Here is a 17,857-nt window from a genome sequence, read left to right as displayed (position 1 = left end):
CTCGCTCATAAGCAGAGTGATAATGGAACAACATCGAACCATAGGAATATCGGCGGGACGAGCCCCGCTAGCCCTTCCCAGTCAACGTTTATTTATGAGCGGTTAAGTTTAACAAAGCGTTACCAAGAGCATTGCGAGACCTCGCGAAGACCGCCTGTCAGGCGCCTTCGAGATGATCACAACCCGTTGAAAACGAGGTGATTTCACGAGAGAATATGCCGGCCCCTTCAAGCGTGGAGAGCGGCACACTTTTCAACTCCAAAAAACAGATTGCAACCGAAATGCAACCTGAAGAGATTCGCCAGTTGGCCTGTAAGCCGGGTTCTGTAAGGCTCCGGCGCGAACACCGGAACGTGGCAGCCATTCATCTGGGACGATGCTTGCACATCGCCTCGCGCAACCCACCCGGATAACTGGCCCGGAAACGGGCTGTAGGCGCTTTTGGCGCCCCGCGTTATCCCTATTCGGTCTTGCTCCCGGTGGGGTTTACCTTGCCACCTCTGTTGCCAGAGGCGCGGTGGGCTCTTACCCCACCCTTTCACCCTTACCCCGCAAATGCGAGGCGGTCTGCTTTCTGTGGCACTTTCCCTAGGGTCGCCCCCGCCGGACGTTATCCGGCACCGTATTTCCGTGGAGCCCGGACTTTCCTCACCCTACCGCCTTTCGGCATTGGTAAAGCGCGGCTGCCCGGCCAACTGGCACCGGCTCCATAGACGGTTTGAAAAGCAAAGGCCACTGCCCGCGGCAAAGATTCCGTCAGGCAAAGCTCACCGAGAACTGCACGTCATAAGCATCGTCCTCAATCTGCCCGTGATAGATCAGCTCGGCACCGAGACGTCCGATCTCGTCGGATGACTTGGCGGCAGCGCCACATCCTCCGGTCAGCACGCCGATCCGCGACGACTGGGTGAACCCGATTGCCGGATATCCGGTCGGTGTCTTGGAAACGACGCAGGCGCTTGTGGAAATCCGGCTGCGGTCGATCTCGGGCACCAGTGTCGCGATGATGCGGGCGTGATGGTCGCGTGCCACCTGACGCCCACCGGTCCGGAACCATGCCCGCATATCGGGGTCCGAGGTGATCGGCAGATCGTCCGGATCACCACCGATCTTGAGATAGGTCCTGCCGTCCGGATAACGGACCGGCGGCAGCATGTAGATGTGGTCGCGAGGGTCATGCGGCTCGTAGATCAAGGACGGCATGCCGGCGAATTTCGGCAGATCGTCTTGCGGGATCTCGAAAAACGTAATCGTACGCCCGTAAACGGACATTTCGACGGGCTGCGGCAGCAGATCCCTGGCGATCGAAAAGCCGCCGGCGGCGAGAAGAACCCTGTCGGCATGATAGGTATTGCCGGCAGAGGTCGTCACCACGGCATATCCATCGCTGTCACGGATCGAGACCGCGATCTCGTCGATCAGGTCGACGCCCTGGCGGTGTGCAAGCGTGGATTGGGCCGCGACCAGAGCCCGTGGATTGACGTGGCCGGCATTGTCCGCCTCGTAGACGCCCTCGCAGCCCGGCTCGAAGCCGAAATAGGGAAATGCAGCCGTGAGGTCTTCGTCATCCTTCATCTCGATCGTCACGCCGAGCTCTGCCGCCGCATCGCAGATGCCGCCGATATAGCTGTGACCGCTTGCGCGGGCCGGACCGACCATCAGGCAGCCGACAGGATGATAGAAACGAATTCCGCTCTCGGCCTCGATATCGAGATATCGGGCGATCGAGCGATTGGCGAGGCGCGCCCAGACGGGGTCGGGATCGATGGTCCTGGTGATACGGGCCTCATCGTAATGGCTGGCAAAAACGCCCTCGTGGCGTGTCGGATCCTTGGGTTCATCCGGGCCGATCAGTGCCACTCCATCGGTCCATTGCGACAGGTGACGGGCGGCGGCGGCCCCCATCATCCCCCGCCCAATGACGATATATCTGTAGCGCCGTTCCATGCCCTGCCCTTTCGATTCGCGGCCGGCGGCCCTGTGTCAAACGAGGCAAACCGGCCGATTCCAGAATCGCACTATCGGCAGGCTCGGCTCAAAAGGCCAGCGGGAACGTCCGGCCGTAATCGAGCGCCACCGTTGCTATGACCGGCGTGTCGGCCTGCGCCTCGGCGAGGACGGGCTTGGCCAGAAGGGGCTTGTGGAGTTCGATGGAGGCGATCACCGTCTGGACCCTGTTGCAATAGTGCTGCGATACCGGATTCATCCGTCTTGCACCATGACCGGCATTGTATTTGAGGATGGTGCGACACAGCTTGCCGTCACCGAGATCATGGGCACCGGCCAGATATTTCATGCCGTAGCGGATATTGGTCTCGGGGTCATAAAGGCCGAAGGGCGCGCCCTTGAAACCCATCAGCTTCGCCGTGGCCGGCTTGATCTGCATCAGGCCGATCTCGCCGGCACTGCCCTTGGCAGTCGGGCGGAAATTGCTTTCGATCTGCACCACCGCCAGCGCCAGTTCCTCGGGCACGTCGTATTCCGCGGCGTATTGGCGGATCAGGCCTTCGTAATGCGCCCGACGGATGGAGAGTTTTTCTTGCGGCGTGTCGGCTGCAGCGTCTGTTTCGCGGCTTTCCCAGGGGGTAACAGCCTGTTTCTTTACGTAGGTGGTCGTTTCTCCGCCGTCTTCGGCGCGCACGAAATCAGTCCCCGCAGCGAGCATGGCAATGCTTGCTGCGGCTGCAACAGCCAGTCTTCTCATTGGATTAGTTCAGTCTCCGGATAAGGTCCTGGAACTCGAGGACCTGTCAGGCGCGCGGATGCCGCAGCATCACTGGAACGCCCGCCGGAAGGACGGGGCGTCTATTGACGAAACCTGATCGTTTTTCTCTGCAACCCCCGCCTACAAGGTGATTGCGCGAGCCACTGGTTAAAACCGGATATTGCGGAAAACATGTGGCAATGCAGCATTGTCTAATATTTAATCGCTGCACGAGAGGTAGGCTCAGGCATTTTCCTGGCTGTATTTCGGCAGCGAAGTTAACAACCGGTGCAGGGTATCTATGGTCGAAAAATCGGCGATACCGTCCACCAGGGCCGGCCTGAAATGCCGCTGGAAGGCTTCGACGACGCCCTTGGTACGCTCGCAGAAATCGCCTGTGATCTCAAGATCGTAGCCGTAGAGCGAAAGCATCGACTGAAGCGCCTCGATCGGCTGGCCGTTCTCGCCCAGCTGAAAAAAACGACCACCCGCGACGGGGGCTGCCTCGACCCAGTGGCCAACACCGTTCTGCGACAGAATGGCCCAGGGGAAATTTTCACCCGGATCAACCTTCCGAATGGGGGCAACATCCGAGTGCCCGAGCACCCTTTCGGGGCGAATCGACCACCGTTCGCCGCAATCCCGACACAATTGAACCACCGCGTCGATCTGTGCCGGCGCGAATGGCGGCAGGCCGCCGGGATGGCCGGGATTGGCTATCTCGATGCCGATGGAACAGGAATTGATATCCGCCTCGCCGGCCCAGGCGCTCTTGCCGGCATGCCAGGCGCGGCGCTCCTCCGGCACAAGCTGAAGCACCCGCCCATCCTGGTGGACGAAGTAATGGCTGGAAACCTGGCTTTCCACATTGCACAGCCAGTTCAACGCCTGATCGGCGTCGGGCATGCCGGTGTAATGAAGGATGATCATATCGGGCCGGCGTCCGCCCACACGTTCGCCGTGATTGGGCGACGGACGAACCGATGCAGCCGCATAATCCGCAACGAGATCGGTCATGCTGCGCGGCGCTCTTTCTCGATTGCCTCATAGGCGGCATTGAGAGCCGCCATCCGCTCGTTGGCCACCGCATGCAACGTGGCTGGAACACCACGTGCAATCAGGCGATCGGGATGATGCTCGGAAACCAGCAGGCGGTATTGCTTACGTATCGCGGAGAAATCGTCCTCGCGGGAAACCCCGAGCACAAGATAGGGATCGCGGCCATCGAGATGCACATGGCGCGCCATGATCCGACGGAAATGTTCGTCGTCGATGCGGAAGATCTCGGCAATCCGGCCGAGGAACGAAAGTTCCTTTTCGTGGACCAGACCATCCGCCTTGGCGATATGGAACAGCCCGTCGATGACGCTTTCCAGCATCGGGCAGTTTTCCGCCGCACCGGAACTGCAGAGACCGGCGAGCTTCATCGCATAGGCCTCGTAGCCGGCAACGTCCTGGCGGGCGAGATTATAGAGCCGCGCGACGTTGCGCGCTTCCTCGTCGGGAAAATCGAAGATCTGCTGGAAGGCCTTGACCTCGGCTTCGCTGACGATCCCGTCGGCCTTTGCCATCTTCGCCGAAAGCGCAATGATGGCGACCGAGAAAGAAACCTGACGGCGGGTTTCCGGATCGCCTTCGAACAGCGTGCGGATAGCCTCGACGAAACGGTTCAGCGCATTTCCGGCAGCGTCGCCAACGGCGCTGACCAGACGCTCCCAGAGCGAGGCAATCTGCAGACATGAAAAATCGAATATCATGGATGCTAAATGACCAGATTATGCCGGAAATTGCAACGCGGGCAGCGTTCACCGCCGGATTAAACTATGTTCATGTTATTGGAACAATCGGCCGGATCGGCTTCGTCATGGCGCTATCAGACACCAATGTCTCTGGTCAGGACGCGATGCACCGCCTGGGAGATTTGCGCTGCAAAATGTCCCGCCCGGATTTAGCACCGGCACAATGCGAACTACACAAGGCATTGATATGGAGAGACAATATTGCCTCTTCATCGTCTGGAAACGCTCAACTACACACAAAACAGCACAGGAAAATGACTTTACATGAATCGTCTGCTGGCGCATCCATTTGCGCGGTTTGTCGAGGATACGCGTGAGACACGCGATGGAGGATCCATGGCCAAGCAGAAAGTGGCGTTGCTGACCGCGGGGGGACTTGCCCCATGCCTGTCGTCTGCCGTCGGCGGACTGATACAACGCTATACGGACGTCGCTCCCGAGATCGAAATCATTGCTTACCGCTCCGGTTACCAGGGCGTGCTTCAAGGTGACCGTATCGAGATCAGCCAGGCGATGCGGGAAAAAGCTCATCTCCTTCATCGTTATGGTGGCTCGCCGATCGGCAACAGCCGCGTCAAGCTGACCAATGCCGCAGATTGCGTCAAGCGGGGCCTCGTCAAGGAAGGCCAGAACCCGCTTGCGGTTGCCGCCGAAAGACTGGCGGCCGATGGGGTGACCATTCTCCACACGATCGGTGGCGACGACACCAACATCACGGCGGCGGACCTTGCCGCCTATCTTGGCGCAAACGGCTACGACCTCACCGTCGTCGGCCTGCCGAAGACGGTCGACAACGATGTCGTTCCCATCCGCCAGTCGCTCGGGGCCTGGACGGCTGCGGAAGCGGGCGCCACATTCTTCGACAATGTCTCGAACGAACAGACGGCCGCTCCAAGGACACTGGTCATCCACGAGGTGATGGGCCGCCATTGCGGCTGGCTGACGGCTGCGACCGCACGCGCCTATATCCAGAAAAGCCGGGACAACGAGTATGTCGACGGCTTCATGACAAATGCCGAGATGAAGGGCATAGACGGGCTTTATCTACCCGAAATGACCTTCGATGCGGAAAAGGAAGCCGCGCGGCTGAAAACGATCATGGACAAGCGCGGTTTCGTCACGCTGTTCGTTTCGGAAGGTGCCTGCCTCGATGCGATCGTCGCCGAACGGGAAGCCGCTGGTGACAATATCAAGCGCGATGCCTTCGGCCATGTCAAACTCGACACGATCAATGTCGGCGGCTGGTTCCAGAAGCAATTTGCGGCGCTTCTCGAGACGGAACGTTCGCTTGTGCAGAAATCCGGCTATTTCGCCCGGTCGGCTCCGGCCAATGGCGACGACCTGAGACTGATCCAGGGAATGGTCGATCTGGCGGTGGAGAGCGCTCTCGCCAAAGTCTCTGGCGTCACCGGCCATGACGAGGGCCAGAACGGCAAGCTCAGGACGATAGAATTTCCTCGTATCAAGGGTGGAAAACCTTTCGATATGTCGGCAAGATGGTTCACAGATGTAATGGACCTCATCGGCCAGCCTTTCTCGGCTGCGTGATGGGAAAATGACCGGCGCTGTGGCGTCTGGGAGGGTGATGATGACCTTAGAGGCATGGCTCGCTTTTGCCGCGACCGCGACGGCGTTCCTCCTCGTGCCGAACCCGCTTGCCTCGATCACGGCCGCGTTCTCGGCGTCCTGGGGGAGGAAAAGCGCGTTCGTCACCTTGCCGGCAGCGATTACGGCAATTGTCGTCGGCGCCATCCCTGCGACCGCCATCGCCTTTGCGATTTCCTTCTACTGGCCAAGTTCGGTCGAGGCATTCTCCTGGGCAGGCCTTGCCTATCTGATGCTCTACGTTCTCTACGCCTATCAGGATCCACAGATCCGGGTCGGGCTTGCCGATAACGACAATCTGCCCGAGACGCGGCCGATGCGCGTTCTCGGATATTTCATTCTCGGCGTGTTCAAGAGACTTCGCTATTTCCTTCTGGCTGCAGCGATGACCATCCAGGTCGTCGATCCGGCGCTTCCGGCGGGAAAACAATATGTGCAGATCGTTGCAGCGCTGGCTATCGCCGCCGGCCTTGCGATGTTCGCCTACGCGCTTTTCCCGCGTCGCCTCACCCGCAAACGCCGCCGTATCGCGGCCGCCCGCCAGGCTCTCTACAAGCCCGGAACGCTGTTTATCGCACGCCGCGCCGTCACCGCCGGATACCGACGGATTGCCGCATAAGCCTCAACGATCCGCTGGCGGCTTGCCGACCCCTTACGAATAGGTTAATTGGAATCCACGTTAAGCGGCGCGCGAGCGCTTTTGTTAACGTTCTGGGCAACGATTTGGTGAAAGCGACCCAATGGCGGTAATGCGATTTGTGTGCCGGAAGGCGGCCATGGTTCTTGCCATGTCCTCTGCTCTGGCCGCATGTTCCAGCGTCGATCATGACGGCAAAGTCGCGTCCGGTGAGGCGCAGGATCAATCCGTCCAGCAGACCGCCGATGCCCAGCAGACAAACGGCGTTATTACTATCGCCGGCCAGACCGCACAGCAAACCGACGTCACCATCGTCAAGACCAGCCGCCTGCCGGTGCCTGTGCCGACCGTTTCGGAAGCCGTAACCGTGCAGAATGCCGCGATGGCATCGCCGACCATGGCACCGTTCGTCGCCATGCAACCGATCACGCCCGCATCGCTGGATACGCAGCCGCTTCCGTCTTCGTCAGCGGCGCTCCTTGCATCCGCACAGCCGGCACACGGGCTTGCCAAGGGCAGCCGCCTGGTTTCGCCCTCTGTCGCACCCGCCGTTCAATCCGGACAGATCCAGCCGGCCGCCGCCCAGGCGATCGCGCTCGACGAACCCGAACCGACACCGGACATGGTGGCGCTGCAATCGGTCATTCCGATCCCGCGGCCGCAGATTGCGACAACTACGCTTGCCTATGCCGCCCAGCCGAAGGCCGTCGCCGCAGTTTCGGCGATCGACAGCCGCATGGAGTTTCCGCCGGCACCCGGCGAACCGATGCCCGGCAGCGCTGCGGAAGCTCCGGCCGATCTCAAGAAGCTGATTCACCGTTATGCCGGGCTTTACGGCGTGCCGGAATCGCTGGTGCACCGCGTCGTGCATCGCGAGAGCAAATATGATCCCCGCGCCTATCACAAGAACGGCTATTGGGGCCTCATGCAGATCAAATATTCGACCGCGAAGTCAATGGGTTACGACGGGCCGCCGGAAGGCCTGCTCGATGCGGAAACCAATCTCAAATACGCGATCAAATATCTGCGCGGCGCCTGGCTGGTGGCCGATAACCAGAACGACAATGCCATCCGGCTTTATGCGCGCGGCTATTATTACGATGCCAAGCGCAAGGACATGCTGCACGTCCTCGAAAAGTAGGCGGCATATCAGCCTCCCCTCACCCGTCTGACTATCGCTGACGCAAGCGGCGTTGCGTCATATCCCATGGCGCGCGGAGTGAGTCCCAATCTGACGATCACCAGATTCATCGATGGAATGACGAAGATATTCTGTCCGTCGTGGCCGCTGAGGATGAACGTGTCGCGAGGAAGGCCCGCCTCCGGCTTCGGCAGCCAGGTCTGCATCCTGGAATATCGCCCCCCAGACGCGTGGTTTTCCTGCTGCATCAGGCGGACGAAACCGTCGGGCAACAACCGCTCACCGTGCCACACTCCGTCCTGCGCAAGGAACAGTCCGAAACGTGCCCAGTCGCGCGCCGTTGCATACATGTAGGAACTTCCGACATAGGTGCCGGCGGCATCAACCTCGAGGACGGCAGACCCCATGCCCAGCGGGTCAAACAGCGCCTGTCGCGGATAAGCGAGCGCCACTGTCGTATCGCCCGCATGCTGCATCCAGATTTTCGACAGAAGAACCGATGTGCCGGAGGAATAGCTGAAGCGGCTGCCAATGGCTGCTTCGAGCGGCAGGGTTTCGACGAAGCCTGCCATGTCCGGTTCAAGAAACAGCATGCGCGTCACGTCGGCGACCGCACCGTAATTCTCGTTAAAGGCAAGGCCGCTTTCCATGGCCAGAAGATCGGCGATTCGGATGTCCCGGCGAGCGTCATTTCGCCATGGCGGGAAAAGGTTCTTGTCCTCGAGCGAGAGCCGTCCCTCGGCGATCAGTCGGCCGATCAGGGAGGCGGTGACGGTCTTGCTCATCGACCATCCGAGAAGCGGCGTACCGGAAGAAAACCCGTCACCGTAAGTCTCGGCAACGAGCCGGCCATCCCTGACGACGACGATGCCGCGCATACCGGGTCCGGTTAAAGCCTTGTCTGAAACAATATCTGCAACAGGGCTTTCCAACTCAACCTTTTCACCTTTCGGCCATAAAGCATCCACAGGCTGCGACTTTGCCGAAACGGGCGGCGCGGCGTCGGCAAGCTTTGCACCCAGCGGCACGGTGGCACAGCCTATTCCATCGCGATAAACTGCGGTGCTTGGCGCAAGCCTCCCCAGGAACGCAGCATCGACGCGGTTTTCATTGCGGTCGACCTTGATCCGCATCAGCTGGAGAAGCGGATTGCCCGGCGCCTGGACATCCTGCGCGAAGACCTGATCGGCATCGCGTCCGGCCAGAAAAACATTGGAGCAGACGATTTTGGCCGCATAACCGCTGCCGACCCGAAGAAGGTCTGGAGGAGAAAAATAAAGCCAGAAGGCGATGACGGCGATACCCGCCACGATCAGGGTGGCAAGGCCACGAACTATCCGCTTGAACACCTTCATCCTCTCGGTCATCTGCGATCCTGACCACCCGGCCCCTTGGGCCATGCTCGCCATGCAAGCAAAATCCACCGATGAATGAAAGCTCCTTTCTGGCAAGCCTGCCGGATTGCCGGCAACCCACATCCCGCGTCACGAAGCTGTTGCACGAAGCGGCTAAACGCCTTCGAACTCTTGATGAGGCAGGATTTCAGTCATGGCAGATATCGTCGAAGAACGTGGCTTGCAGAAAAACCGCAAGCTGAAAGACGCCCTCCTGCAGCACAAGGCGCTGTCGGCCCACGGGTTTTCCGAGCGGCTTTTCGGGCTGCTTTTCTCCGGTCTCGTCTATCCGCAGATCTGGGAAGATCCGGCAGTCGACATGGAGGCGATGGAGCTTGCCGAAGGCCACTCGATCGTCACCATAGGTTCCGGCGGCTGTAACATGCTCGCCTACCTGTCGCGTTCGCCGAGCCGGATCGACGTCGTCGACCTCAACCGTCATCACGTCGCGCTCAACCGCCTGAAGCTTGCAGCCTTCAGACATCTCCCTTCGCATGCGGATGTCGTGCGCTATTTCGGCATGGATGGGGTGAAGACCAACAGCCGGACTTTTGACCAGCATATCGCCGGCAATCTCGACGAGGCGACAGAAAGCTACTGGCAGAAACGCTCGATCACCGGGCGCCGCCGGGTCGACGTGTTCAAGCGCAATATCTACCGCACTGGCCTGCTTGGCCGCTTCATCACGATCGGCCATGTCGTGGCGCGCCTGCACGGGGTCGACCTGAAGGAATTTGCCAAGACCCGGTCGATCCGCGAACAGCGCCAGTATTTCGATACCAATATCGCGCCGCTTTTCGATCGTCCGCTGATCCGCTTCGTCACCAGCCGCAAGAGTTCGCTTTTCGGCCTCGGCATCCCGCCGCAGCAATATGACGAACTGGCAAGCCTTGCGCCCAACGGCTCGATCGCGCCGGTCCTGCGCGAACGGCTGGAAAAGCTCGCCTGCCATTTTCCGCTGCGCGACAACTATTTCGCCTGGCAGGCCTTCGCCCGCCGTTATCCGCGCCCGGAAGAGGGCAATCTGCCGGTCTATCTGCGCGCAGAACACTACAAGGCGATCCGCCAGAATGCCGATCGTGTCACGGTCCATCACGAGAGCTTCACCGGGTTGCTGGCACGCAAGCCGGCCGGATCGGTCGACCGCTTCGTGCTGCTCGACGCCCAGGACTGGATGACGGACGAACAGCTGAACGCATTGTGGAGCGAGATCAACCGCACCGCCGCGGCCGGCGCGCGGGTGATCTTCCGCACCGCCGCTGAAAAGAGCGTCATCGAGGGCCGTCTTTCGGACCCGGTACGGCGCGAATGGACTTATCTCGAAGCGCGCTCCAGCGAGCTCAACCTGCAGGATCGCTCGGCGATTTATGGCGGCTTCCACATCTATGCGAAGGCCGCGCCGTGAGCGCCGATACCGCTGCAAACGGCCATGCCGCCGATATGGACCGGATGTATCGCTACCAGCGGCACATCTATGACCTGACGCGCAAATATTACCTCCTCGGTCGGGACCGGATGATTGCCCGGCTGGAAGCACCAGCCGGCGCCAGCATTCTGGAAGTCGGCTGCGGCACCGGCCGCAATCTGGAACTGACCCGTCGCCGGTATCCGGCAGCGAAACTTTACGGCCTCGATATTTCCCAGGAGATGCTGCAGACGGCGCGCGCCAAGCTTTCAGGCGATGGAGACGTGCCGGTACTGATGGTGGCCGATGCGACGAATTTTGCGGCCAGCGCCTTTGGTACCGATGGTTTCGACCGGATCATGATCTCCTACGCGCTGTCGATGATCCCGGCCTGGGATGAGGCCGTGACGGCAGCACTTGCGGCGCTCAAGCCGGGCGGTTCGCTGCATATCGTCGATTTCGGCCAGCAGGAAAGGCTGCCGACCTGGTTTCGCACGATGCTGCAGGCCTGGCTGCGCCGCTTTCACGTCACGCCACGGGCCGATCTTCGCGCAACGCTGGACAGCCGCCTTGAAGCAGCGAATGCCGACATGGTGTTCGAAGCGATCGGCCGCGGTTATGCCTGGCACGCGATCATCGTCAGGAAGAGCTGAAAAAGCGCATCACGACGCGCGGACTTGCCTAACGCATTGTTTACGGCGTTATGGTAAACGGGATGTTCAGACATCTCCCGTGCATCGCGTACAGACTGCGATGCCGTTCGTGGCAAATTCGGATCGTCCATGCACCGCATTCTTCTTGTTCTTGTCGCGACGGCCCTTTTGGCAACCGGTTGCACCTCGACCAGCTACGATCTGATGGACACCGCCTCGATCGGCAAGACCAAGTTCCGCGACAATGACCCGCAGGATTTCGGCCGCAACAATCCCGGCCGCCATGACGTGCACGGCATCGACGTGTCCAAGTGGAACGGCACCGATATCGACTGGCAGACGGTGAAAAAATCCGGCGTCGCCTTCGTCTTCATCAAGGGTACCGAAGGCAAGGACAGGATCGACCCGGCATTCATGACCCATTGGCGCAACGCCGCCAATGCCGGCATTCCGCATGCGGCTTATCATTTCTACTATTTCTGCTCGACGCCGGAGGATCAGGCCGACTGGTTCATCGCCAATGTGCCGAAGGAAGCAAACATGCTGCCGCCGGTGGTCGACATGGAATGGAACCCCGCCTCGCCGACCTGCAAGCTGAAGCCCGATCAGGCGACGGTGCGCGACGTCATGCGCCGCTTCATGGATCGCATCGAGGCGCATTACGGCAAGAGGCCGATCATCTACACGTCTGTCGATTTCCATCGCGACAATCTCGTCGGTGCCTTCAAGGACCACCAATTCTGGGTCCGTTCGGTCGCCGCCCATCCGACGGAGATCTACGCCGACCGCAAATGGGCCTTCTGGCAATATACCGCAACCGGCATCGTGCCCGGCATCAAGGGCGAGACGGACCTCAACGTGTTTGCCGGCACCACGAAGAGCTGGAACGCCTTTATCGCGGCCGCAAACGAATGAGCGTGCTGGCGCCGCGGCGCTGGCAAACTCAATTCTGGCAAAGTCAATTATAGTGCGCTAAATAACCGCCAGTCGCGGCGTTCCGGCGGGCCAATGGGTCGCTGGAAAGGCGCGGGTCTTGCTCATTTTCAATCGACATCACGCAGATCGACATCACGCCCAGATTGTCGCCAGATCACCTCAGGATCGCCTATGCCATTCCTCGACAGCCGCCTTGCCATTGCAGCACTTATCGCCGGGGGCCTGACGGCCCCTGCCCTTGCCCAAACCTCCCCGACGGCACCGGCCGCAACGCCTCCCGCCGTCGCTTGCGGTGGTGAGCTTTCGACATTCCTCGACGGAGTGAAGAAGGAGGCCATTTCCAAGGGTATTCCGGCAAATGCTGTCGACGAAGCGCTGGCCGGTGCCCAGATCGACCCCAAGGTGCTTTCCCGCGACCGCGCCCAGGGCGTCTTCCGCCAGACTTTCCTCGAATTTTCGCAGCGCACCGTCAGCCAGGCCAGGCTCGATATCGGCCGCCAGAAGCTGAAGCAGTATGCGGACGTGTTTTCCCGTGCGGAGAGCGAATTCGGTGTGCCGGCCGGGGTGATCACCGCCTTCTGGGCGATGGAAACCGATTTCGGCGCCGTGCAGGGCGATTTCAATACCCGCAACGCCCTCGTCACCCTGTCGCATGACTGCCGCCGTCCGCAGCTCTTCCAGCCGCAGCTGACCGCGCTGATCGAGATGGTGCAGCACGGCGACCTCAATCCGGCGACCAATACCGGCGCCTGGGCCGGTGAAATCGGCCAGGTGCAGATGCTGCCGGAAGACATCATCGCGCATGGCGTCGATGGCGACAATAGCGGCCATATCGACGTCAAGAGCAGTTCGCCCGACGCGATCCTGACCGCTGCAAAATTCATCCAGAGCATGGGCTTCAAGCCCGGCCAGCCGTGGATCCAGGAAGTAACGCTGCCGGAAAGCCTGCCGTTCGAAAAATCGGGGCTCGGCAATGAAATCCCTGCCAGCCAGTGGTTTTCCTGGGGCGTGACGCCGCGTGACGGCAATCAGAACTTCGGCAACCTGCAGGCGGCTCTCATCCTGCCACAGGGCCGCAAGGGGCCGGCCTTCCTCACCTATCCGAATTTCAACATCTATCTGCAATGGAACCAGTCGTTCATCTACACGACGTCGGCCGCCTATTTCGCCACGCGCCTCTCCGGCGCACCGCCTTATCAGAAGGGCAACCCGGAGCCGGGCCTGGATGTCGATGCGATGAAGCAGCTGCAGGAAAAGCTCGACGCGCACGGCCATGATGTCGGCAAGATCGACGGCATTCTCGGCTCAGGCACCCGCCAAGCCGTACAGGCCGAACAGCTGCGCCTCGGCATGCCTGCAGATGGCTGGCCGACCCTGGCGCTGCTGCAGGCGCTCTGAGCGCTCCGGCCAGGCATGGAACGGATACGGAAAAGGCCACCTTTCGGGTGGCCTTTTTCTATTGGTCCTGGTGACCACGAAACTCGATGGCAGGTTGCCGGATATCAGGAATGCGAACGCTGCGGTTCGTTGGATTTCTTCGCCACAAGGTAATCCTGGCCGTAGGATGTACGAAGACTTCCGCTCGCCTGCAGATCGGCCTGGCGGGCGGCAGCGGCAAACAGACCGTCGGGATAAGTCCCTGTTCCATCGAAGTCGACGACGGACGGGCGAAGAGCATTGACGAATTTGCTGAGCACGATTGCGAACCTCCATTCACGGTATTGCGACGCTTAAAGCGCCCGAAGCGCCTTTCGGTTCCAGGCTGACCGAAAGAAGTTAAAAATTAACCATGTTGAACGGCCATGCTTTGGCACCCGTGTGATTTTTTCGCGACAAGGCATGCGACAAGAAAAATCCGCGCGTTAGCGATCAAGGTGCTTGCGCAGCAATTCGATTCGTTCTAAACGCGCCTCCACACACCGCAATTTACTGCACGGATGGCCTCGTGGCGGAGTGGTGACGCAGAGGACTGCAAATCCTCGTACCCCGGTTCAATTCCGGGCGAGGCCTCCATCCCTTTCCAAAGCTCTTTTTAACCACCTGCAATGCCTAGATTATTTTTCAGGTGTGGCAGTCTGGGCTTGAACCGTTCCGCCACACTAGGATCAGGTGTGGCGCTGCGTTCAGGATTTCGCCCATGACATGGCAGAAGAAATACCGCTGGGCGGTCACGTGGCCCGGTGAAGGGCATGAGGACTGGAGCGGCTATGACGGCGATCTCTACATCGGCCGGATCATGCGAGATAAGACCACCCACGGTAGGGCCGGATCGTTCCTCTGGTCAGGGGCCCGCGCGGTAGAGATTTCAGACATACCGTCATGCCTCACAACGGTTGGCAGCCGGAGCACTGGCAAGCTGCGAAGGCAGTCGAAGACTGGTATGATGCGATGAGGGAGCGGAACGGGTTGGATCCAAGATGAAGCGCTGGGACTTCGAGATAGGCGGCTATATCTTCCTCGCCATGATGTTCGCGGCGCTGGTTCTCGGGGTGGCAAGCGTGGCGCGGGAGGTGCTGGGGTTCGTGGGTATCGGCTAAGGGAAGAAGTCCGTCGTTGTCGTCCAGAACGGATGGCAGCGGTGAGTTAGCCTGGCGAAGCTGTTGCTTCTCACCTCGTACGGGGGGAGTCCTATCACCCACGGCCCGGCCCTTTGGTAGCCGACCGGCCGGTTGGGGCTGGATGTGTCGTTTGGATCGCGCATCGTCTGAATAGTCACCCGCTCCATATCATCCGGCGCCCTGCCGACATACCATGCTATGCCGACGTATTCGCATTCCCGAAGCTTTCTGAACGCGGCCCTCACTTCCGTCTGCCCATTATCGGTTGGCGTGATCGACAATATCTCGAGCTTACTTACGACCGGGAAGAACTTTGTCTCGATGGTTGGCCCGATCGCATAGACGGTGAAGACCATACCGAAGAACGCCACGACGCCACAAAACATCTTCACCAGAACAGCAAGGTAATGTCCGAACTTATGGCCCAACGGAGAACCCTCCCTTGAACATGAAGTTGGCGATGAGAGCCACGGCGGTGCTTCCGAAGGCTGCGAGGATCCAAAGACCGAGCTTATAGATGGCATCGATTCGTGCATCGATGCCAGTAAGTCTTTTATCGAGGTATCCATCCTTGATCTCCTGAACGGCTTGCGCCTTCTCGAAATCGTTGAGGTCATCCTTCACCCCGGCAAGCACGAGAGTGAATTCCGATATGGTTTTGGAATGCGATTGCACATCTCGCTCGAGCAGATCTATGCGCTCTGGTGACATTCATTCTGCTCCTGCAATAAGTATGCGCATCGTTGGGGCCTCAGCCGAGCATCCAATATGAAATAACCGTGAAGCCGACGATGGCGCCGACAACGACGGCCGCGATAACGACGACCGGATGCAAATGGAGGAATTTCATTGTGCCCTCCCCGCCCTGAGATCCGCCCACCAAGCATCGCAATCGACAGACTGGCGATCTCGATTATCGGCAACCACTTCCCAACGCTTCAGTGTGACCACGCGAGGTTCATCGGCCTTCGGCACGACGCGGCCCATCTTGGCATCGCAGGAGGCGTCCAGCGCCGGCAAGGGTGTCTGAGCTTTCGCCTCACCTTGAACCACCGCCGCGGCTTGGGATCGCTCCTCGATTGTCTGACATCCCTTGTTGCTCATCAGCATCAAGGCCAGCGGGAAAAGCATCAGTGCTTTCCGAACCATTCCAGTTCCTCCTGCGTCCATCCGGGGAGATTTGCTTTACGAGCTTCCGCCTCGAGCGCTTCGACCTTCGCGTCAGCCACGTCTTTCGCCCGCTGCGTGGCGTCAGCGCGCTTCTTTGCCTCTGTTGCTGCAATCTCCGCGCTCTGTCTGTCGCGGCGCTCCTTGGCCAACTGTGCTGCGAGAGCGTCGCGTTCGAACGTCGTGACCATGTTGGAGGTAGCGGCGTCCACTCGGTACCAGACAATGCCCGGTACGATCTGCCCCACCCATGGAAGGCGGATGCCCTCATAGAGCAGGACAGAGATGATGATGCCGGCGAATACCGCCAGCGGGATTTTGATGATGTCGGAGAGATTGGCCATGGTCAGATACCGGACACGCAAAGCTCAGCTTCACCCATGCGCTGGGCATCGCCCATCTCGCGGCGGCGAACCAGACCGGTGACCACTTGACCACCTGCACGGTTCCAAGCCGTCTGGGCCTCGCAGGCCTCACGGTACTTGCCGATGCGGATGAAGCGAGCTGCCGTCGAGTTGCACATGCCGTTGACGCCGAAGTTATAGGCGCCACTGATGGCCGAGGCCTGCACGCTCACCGGCTTCTTGTCGAAGTCTGCGATGCATCGGGTGAGCGGGGCGTAATAGTCGCGCTGGACGCGCTCGATGAGCATGCTTTCGCACTGCTCAGGTGTGCGGGTCAGCCCAGCCGGGACGGGCTTGCCGTTGATCCGGGTTTCGCCGTAGCAGATGTCCCATATCTTCGCGAACGGATCCCAATGGGACTTGAGCACCAGCCCCTCCCATGGCTTGATCAGGCTGTCGACGGCAAGGACGACTGAGACCGGCGGCTGGGTGGCCTGATAGGCGCCCCACGTCCCGCCCGCCGCCGCGATGAATGCCGCGACGATCGCCGCCTTGCCCCGCTTGCTGCTGGTGATTTTATTGATCGGCATTCGGATTGTCCTTCGATGAGGTCGATACGGATTGCTGGGCAACAAGGCGCGAGACGAGAGCCGCCATCGACGTGAAGCCGGACAGGCCGGCGAAAAGCCCGCGTGGGAGGTACAGCCACTGGTCAAGGATCGGCAGCGCGATCTCCAACCCCGAGAACAGGCCTGCCAGCAGGATCAGTCGGACGCTCCAAGCGTGACGAAGCACGGCGCGCCAGTTTGTGACGAGCATGATAGAAATCCTATGAGCTGTTTTGATTTTGTGGTACAAAATGCGAACGCGCCGAAGGCTGGCAGGCCGACGACGCGCTCTAACCAAGCCAACACGAATGAGGTGTCAGATGGCTGAAGCTACAATTACCCACAGTGAACTGTTGAGTCTATTGCGGTACGAGCCCGCGAGCGGCCATTTTTACTGGCTTGTCAACCTTTGCCGAAGCAGGCAGCTAATCGGAAAAATGGCAGGCTTCCATGGAAAAAAGTACGTTGAGGTGAGGATTCACCGGCGAAACTATTTGGCCCACCGGCTAGCGCACTTTTATATGACTGGTTCTTGGCCTGAGCATCAGATTGATCACATAAACATGTGCCCGATGGACAACCGTTGGGACAATTTACGGCAGGCTTCACGCTCTCAGAACATGGCTAATACACGGCCCCTCAGCACCAATAAGTGCGGACTGAAAGGGGTCAGGTATGTTCCTTCTAGACGAAAGTGGAGAGCCACGATCTATATCAAGGATAAGGCCTTCAACCTTGGTTCTTACGCGACAAAAGAGTCCGCATACGAGGCTTATTGCCAAAGGGCTAGAGAGCTCCACGGTGAGTTCGCTAGGTTATGACCACGCTCGCTTGAAGACGCGGCCAAAGTGTTCGACGGGCTCCAAACCGAACACATCCAGTGAGGAGACAAAGCTCCGCTTCACC

Annotated in this window: 19 protein-coding genes, 1 tRNA gene, 1 other RNA gene and 1 pseudogene; 9 read left to right on the top strand and 13 right to left on the bottom strand. The window is 59.8% G+C overall.

Annotated features, from left to right (window positions below; all coding sequences use genetic code 11):
* Positions 1-297: 297 nt before the first annotated feature.
* From rnpB to AC2GXZ_RS13730, 5 genes and pseudogenes are all read right to left on the bottom strand, one after another.
* Positions 298-699: RNase P RNA component class A (gene rnpB / locus AC2GXZ_RS13750), an RNA gene on the bottom strand.
* 57 nt (positions 700-756) lie between these two features.
* Complete coding sequence (locus tag AC2GXZ_RS13745) at positions 757-1,947, bottom strand: NAD(P)/FAD-dependent oxidoreductase (RefSeq protein ID WP_483759726.1); 1,191 nt, start codon at positions 1,945-1,947, stop codon at positions 757-759.
* A gap of 211 nt (positions 1,948-2,158) precedes the next feature.
* Positions 2,159-2,704: pseudogene (locus AC2GXZ_RS13740) on the bottom strand (lytic transglycosylase domain-containing protein); the annotation flags it as partial.
* A gap of 243 nt (positions 2,705-2,947) precedes the next feature.
* Positions 2,948-3,721: an N-acetylmuramoyl-L-alanine amidase gene (locus AC2GXZ_RS13735; protein ID WP_483759725.1), complete on the bottom strand. Its 774-nt coding sequence runs from the start codon at positions 3,719-3,721 to the stop codon at positions 2,948-2,950.
* Positions 3,718-4,461, bottom strand: a complete 744-nt coding sequence (locus AC2GXZ_RS13730; protein WP_483759724.1) for a TerB family tellurite resistance protein — start codon at positions 4,459-4,461, stop codon at positions 3,718-3,720. Before AC2GXZ_RS13730 ends, AC2GXZ_RS13735 begins: the two co-directional genes overlap by 4 nt.
* A 378-nt stretch (positions 4,462-4,839) precedes the next feature.
* On the opposite strand from AC2GXZ_RS13730, the gene AC2GXZ_RS13725 reads away from it, so the two are divergent.
* The 3 genes from AC2GXZ_RS13725 to AC2GXZ_RS13715 all read left to right on the top strand — a co-directional run bounded on the left by AC2GXZ_RS13725 (position 4,840) and on the right by AC2GXZ_RS13715 (position 7,886).
* Positions 4,840-6,051, top strand: a complete 1,212-nt coding sequence (locus AC2GXZ_RS13725) for a pyrophosphate--fructose-6-phosphate 1-phosphotransferase (protein ID WP_483760252.1) — start codon at positions 4,840-4,842, stop codon at positions 6,049-6,051.
* 40 nt (positions 6,052-6,091) lie between these two features.
* A complete protein-coding gene (locus tag AC2GXZ_RS13720; protein WP_483759723.1) occupies positions 6,092-6,727 on the top strand; it encodes a hypothetical protein in 636 nt (211 codons plus the stop codon).
* A gap of 157 nt (positions 6,728-6,884) precedes the next feature.
* Complete coding sequence (locus AC2GXZ_RS13715) at positions 6,885-7,886, top strand: transglycosylase SLT domain-containing protein (protein ID WP_483759722.1); 1,002 nt, start codon at positions 6,885-6,887, stop codon at positions 7,884-7,886.
* An 8-nt stretch (positions 7,887-7,894) separates the two neighbouring features.
* On the opposite strand, the gene AC2GXZ_RS13710 is transcribed toward AC2GXZ_RS13715, so the two are convergent.
* On the bottom strand, positions 7,895-9,253 hold the full coding sequence (locus tag AC2GXZ_RS13710; protein ID WP_483759721.1) for a serine hydrolase domain-containing protein: 1,359 nt from the start codon (positions 9,251-9,253) through the stop codon (positions 7,895-7,897).
* 181 nt (positions 9,254-9,434) lie between these two features.
* Between AC2GXZ_RS13710 and AC2GXZ_RS13705 the strand changes: the two genes are divergently transcribed.
* The 4 genes from AC2GXZ_RS13705 (at position 9,435) to AC2GXZ_RS13690 (ending at position 13,672) form a co-directional block, all read left to right on the top strand.
* A complete protein-coding gene (locus AC2GXZ_RS13705; protein ID WP_483759720.1) occupies positions 9,435-10,685 on the top strand; it encodes a BtaA family protein in 1,251 nt (416 codons plus the stop codon).
* A 35-nt stretch (positions 10,686-10,720) separates the two neighbouring features.
* Positions 10,721-11,338 carry a class I SAM-dependent methyltransferase gene (locus AC2GXZ_RS13700; RefSeq protein ID WP_483760251.1) on the top strand — a complete coding sequence of 206 codons (618 nt, stop codon included), beginning with the start codon at positions 10,721-10,723 and terminating at the stop codon, positions 11,336-11,338.
* Positions 11,339-11,467: 129 nt separating this feature from the next.
* Entirely contained in the window at positions 11,468-12,253 is a 786-nt protein-coding gene (locus AC2GXZ_RS13695; protein WP_483759719.1) for a glycoside hydrolase family 25 protein, read from the top strand.
* Between the two features lie 192 nt (positions 12,254-12,445).
* The gene (locus AC2GXZ_RS13690) at positions 12,446-13,672 is read left to right on the top strand and encodes a lytic murein transglycosylase (protein WP_483759718.1); all 1,227 of its coding nucleotides are present in this window, start codon (positions 12,446-12,448) and stop codon (positions 13,670-13,672) included.
* 104 nt (positions 13,673-13,776) lie between these two features.
* On the opposite strand, the gene AC2GXZ_RS13685 is transcribed toward AC2GXZ_RS13690, so the two are convergent.
* Positions 13,777-13,971: a hypothetical protein gene (locus AC2GXZ_RS13685; RefSeq protein WP_483759717.1), complete on the bottom strand. Its 195-nt coding sequence runs from the start codon at positions 13,969-13,971 to the stop codon at positions 13,777-13,779.
* Between the two features lie 242 nt (positions 13,972-14,213).
* Between AC2GXZ_RS13685 and AC2GXZ_RS13680 the strand changes: the two genes are divergently transcribed.
* Positions 14,214-14,287, top strand: a tRNA-Cys gene (locus AC2GXZ_RS13680).
* A 520-nt stretch (positions 14,288-14,807) separates the two neighbouring features.
* Here AC2GXZ_RS13680 and AC2GXZ_RS13675 read toward each other — a convergent pair.
* The 6 genes from AC2GXZ_RS13675 to AC2GXZ_RS13650 all read right to left on the bottom strand — a co-directional run bounded on the left by AC2GXZ_RS13675 (position 14,808) and on the right by AC2GXZ_RS13650 (position 17,162).
* Positions 14,808-15,260 (bottom strand): hypothetical protein, encoded by a 453-nt coding sequence (locus tag AC2GXZ_RS13675; RefSeq protein WP_483759716.1) that lies wholly within the window; start codon positions 15,258-15,260, stop codon positions 14,808-14,810.
* On the bottom strand, positions 15,250-15,543 hold the full coding sequence (locus tag AC2GXZ_RS13670) for a hypothetical protein (RefSeq protein WP_483759715.1): 294 nt from the start codon (positions 15,541-15,543) through the stop codon (positions 15,250-15,252). Before AC2GXZ_RS13670 ends, AC2GXZ_RS13675 begins: the two co-directional genes overlap by 11 nt.
* A 135-nt stretch (positions 15,544-15,678) precedes the next feature.
* Entirely contained in the window at positions 15,679-15,981 is a 303-nt protein-coding gene (locus tag AC2GXZ_RS13665) for a hypothetical protein (RefSeq protein ID WP_483759714.1), read from the bottom strand.
* Positions 15,963-16,343: a hypothetical protein gene (locus tag AC2GXZ_RS13660; RefSeq protein ID WP_483759713.1), complete on the bottom strand. Its 381-nt coding sequence runs from the start codon at positions 16,341-16,343 to the stop codon at positions 15,963-15,965. Before AC2GXZ_RS13660 ends, AC2GXZ_RS13665 begins: the two co-directional genes overlap by 19 nt.
* Before the next feature lie 2 nt (positions 16,344-16,345).
* Positions 16,346-16,933, bottom strand: a complete 588-nt coding sequence (locus AC2GXZ_RS13655; RefSeq protein WP_483759712.1) for a lysozyme — start codon at positions 16,931-16,933, stop codon at positions 16,346-16,348.
* Positions 16,920-17,162 (bottom strand): DUF7940 domain-containing protein, encoded by a 243-nt coding sequence (locus AC2GXZ_RS13650; RefSeq protein ID WP_483759711.1) that lies wholly within the window; start codon positions 17,160-17,162, stop codon positions 16,920-16,922. The genes AC2GXZ_RS13655 and AC2GXZ_RS13650 overlap by 14 nt, the downstream gene beginning before the upstream one ends.
* Before the next feature lie 40 nt (positions 17,163-17,202).
* Here AC2GXZ_RS13650 and AC2GXZ_RS13645 point away from each other — a divergent pair, with 40 nt between their 5' ends.
* Positions 17,203-17,772, top strand: a complete 570-nt coding sequence (locus AC2GXZ_RS13645) for an HNH endonuclease (RefSeq protein WP_483759710.1) — start codon at positions 17,203-17,205, stop codon at positions 17,770-17,772.
* The last annotated feature ends 85 nt before the right edge of the window (positions 17,773-17,857 follow it).

The organism is Aliirhizobium sp. YIM B11859 (genome assembly GCF_057163345.1).
The sequence above is the reverse complement of the archived record's forward strand: the minus strand, read 5'-3'. Positions and strand labels throughout refer to the sequence as shown.

Coding starts and splice junctions, on each gene's coding strand:
- AC2GXZ_RS13745 (WP_483759726.1), bottom strand. CDS start 1,947: ATGGAACGGCGCTACAGATATATCGTCATTGGGCGGGGGATGATGGGG.
- AC2GXZ_RS13735 (WP_483759725.1), bottom strand. CDS start 3,721: ATGACCGATCTCGTTGCGGATTATGCGGCTGCATCGGTTCGTCCGTCG.
- AC2GXZ_RS13730 (WP_483759724.1), bottom strand. CDS start 4,461: ATGATATTCGATTTTTCATGTCTGCAGATTGCCTCGCTCTGGGAGCGT.
- AC2GXZ_RS13725 (WP_483760252.1), top strand. CDS start 4,840: ATGGCCAAGCAGAAAGTGGCGTTGCTGACCGCGGGGGGACTTGCCCCA.
- AC2GXZ_RS13720 (WP_483759723.1), top strand. CDS start 6,092: ATGACCTTAGAGGCATGGCTCGCTTTTGCCGCGACCGCGACGGCGTTC.
- AC2GXZ_RS13715 (WP_483759722.1), top strand. CDS start 6,885: ATGGTTCTTGCCATGTCCTCTGCTCTGGCCGCATGTTCCAGCGTCGAT.
- AC2GXZ_RS13710 (WP_483759721.1), bottom strand. CDS start 9,253: ATGACCGAGAGGATGAAGGTGTTCAAGCGGATAGTTCGTGGCCTTGCC.
- AC2GXZ_RS13705 (WP_483759720.1), top strand. CDS start 9,435: ATGGCAGATATCGTCGAAGAACGTGGCTTGCAGAAAAACCGCAAGCTG.
- AC2GXZ_RS13700 (WP_483760251.1), top strand. CDS start 10,721: ATGGACCGGATGTATCGCTACCAGCGGCACATCTATGACCTGACGCGC.
- AC2GXZ_RS13695 (WP_483759719.1), top strand. CDS start 11,468: ATGCACCGCATTCTTCTTGTTCTTGTCGCGACGGCCCTTTTGGCAACC.
- AC2GXZ_RS13690 (WP_483759718.1), top strand. CDS start 12,446: ATGCCATTCCTCGACAGCCGCCTTGCCATTGCAGCACTTATCGCCGGG.
- AC2GXZ_RS13670 (WP_483759715.1), bottom strand. CDS start 15,543: ATGTCACCAGAGCGCATAGATCTGCTCGAGCGAGATGTGCAATCGCAT.
- AC2GXZ_RS13665 (WP_483759714.1), bottom strand. CDS start 15,981: ATGGTTCGGAAAGCACTGATGCTTTTCCCGCTGGCCTTGATGCTGATG.
- AC2GXZ_RS13660 (WP_483759713.1), bottom strand. CDS start 16,343: ATGGCCAATCTCTCCGACATCATCAAAATCCCGCTGGCGGTATTCGCC.
- AC2GXZ_RS13655 (WP_483759712.1), bottom strand. CDS start 16,933: ATGCCGATCAATAAAATCACCAGCAGCAAGCGGGGCAAGGCGGCGATC.
- AC2GXZ_RS13650 (WP_483759711.1), bottom strand. CDS start 17,162: ATGCTCGTCACAAACTGGCGCGCCGTGCTTCGTCACGCTTGGAGCGTC.
- AC2GXZ_RS13645 (WP_483759710.1), top strand. CDS start 17,203: ATGCGAACGCGCCGAAGGCTGGCAGGCCGACGACGCGCTCTAACCAAG.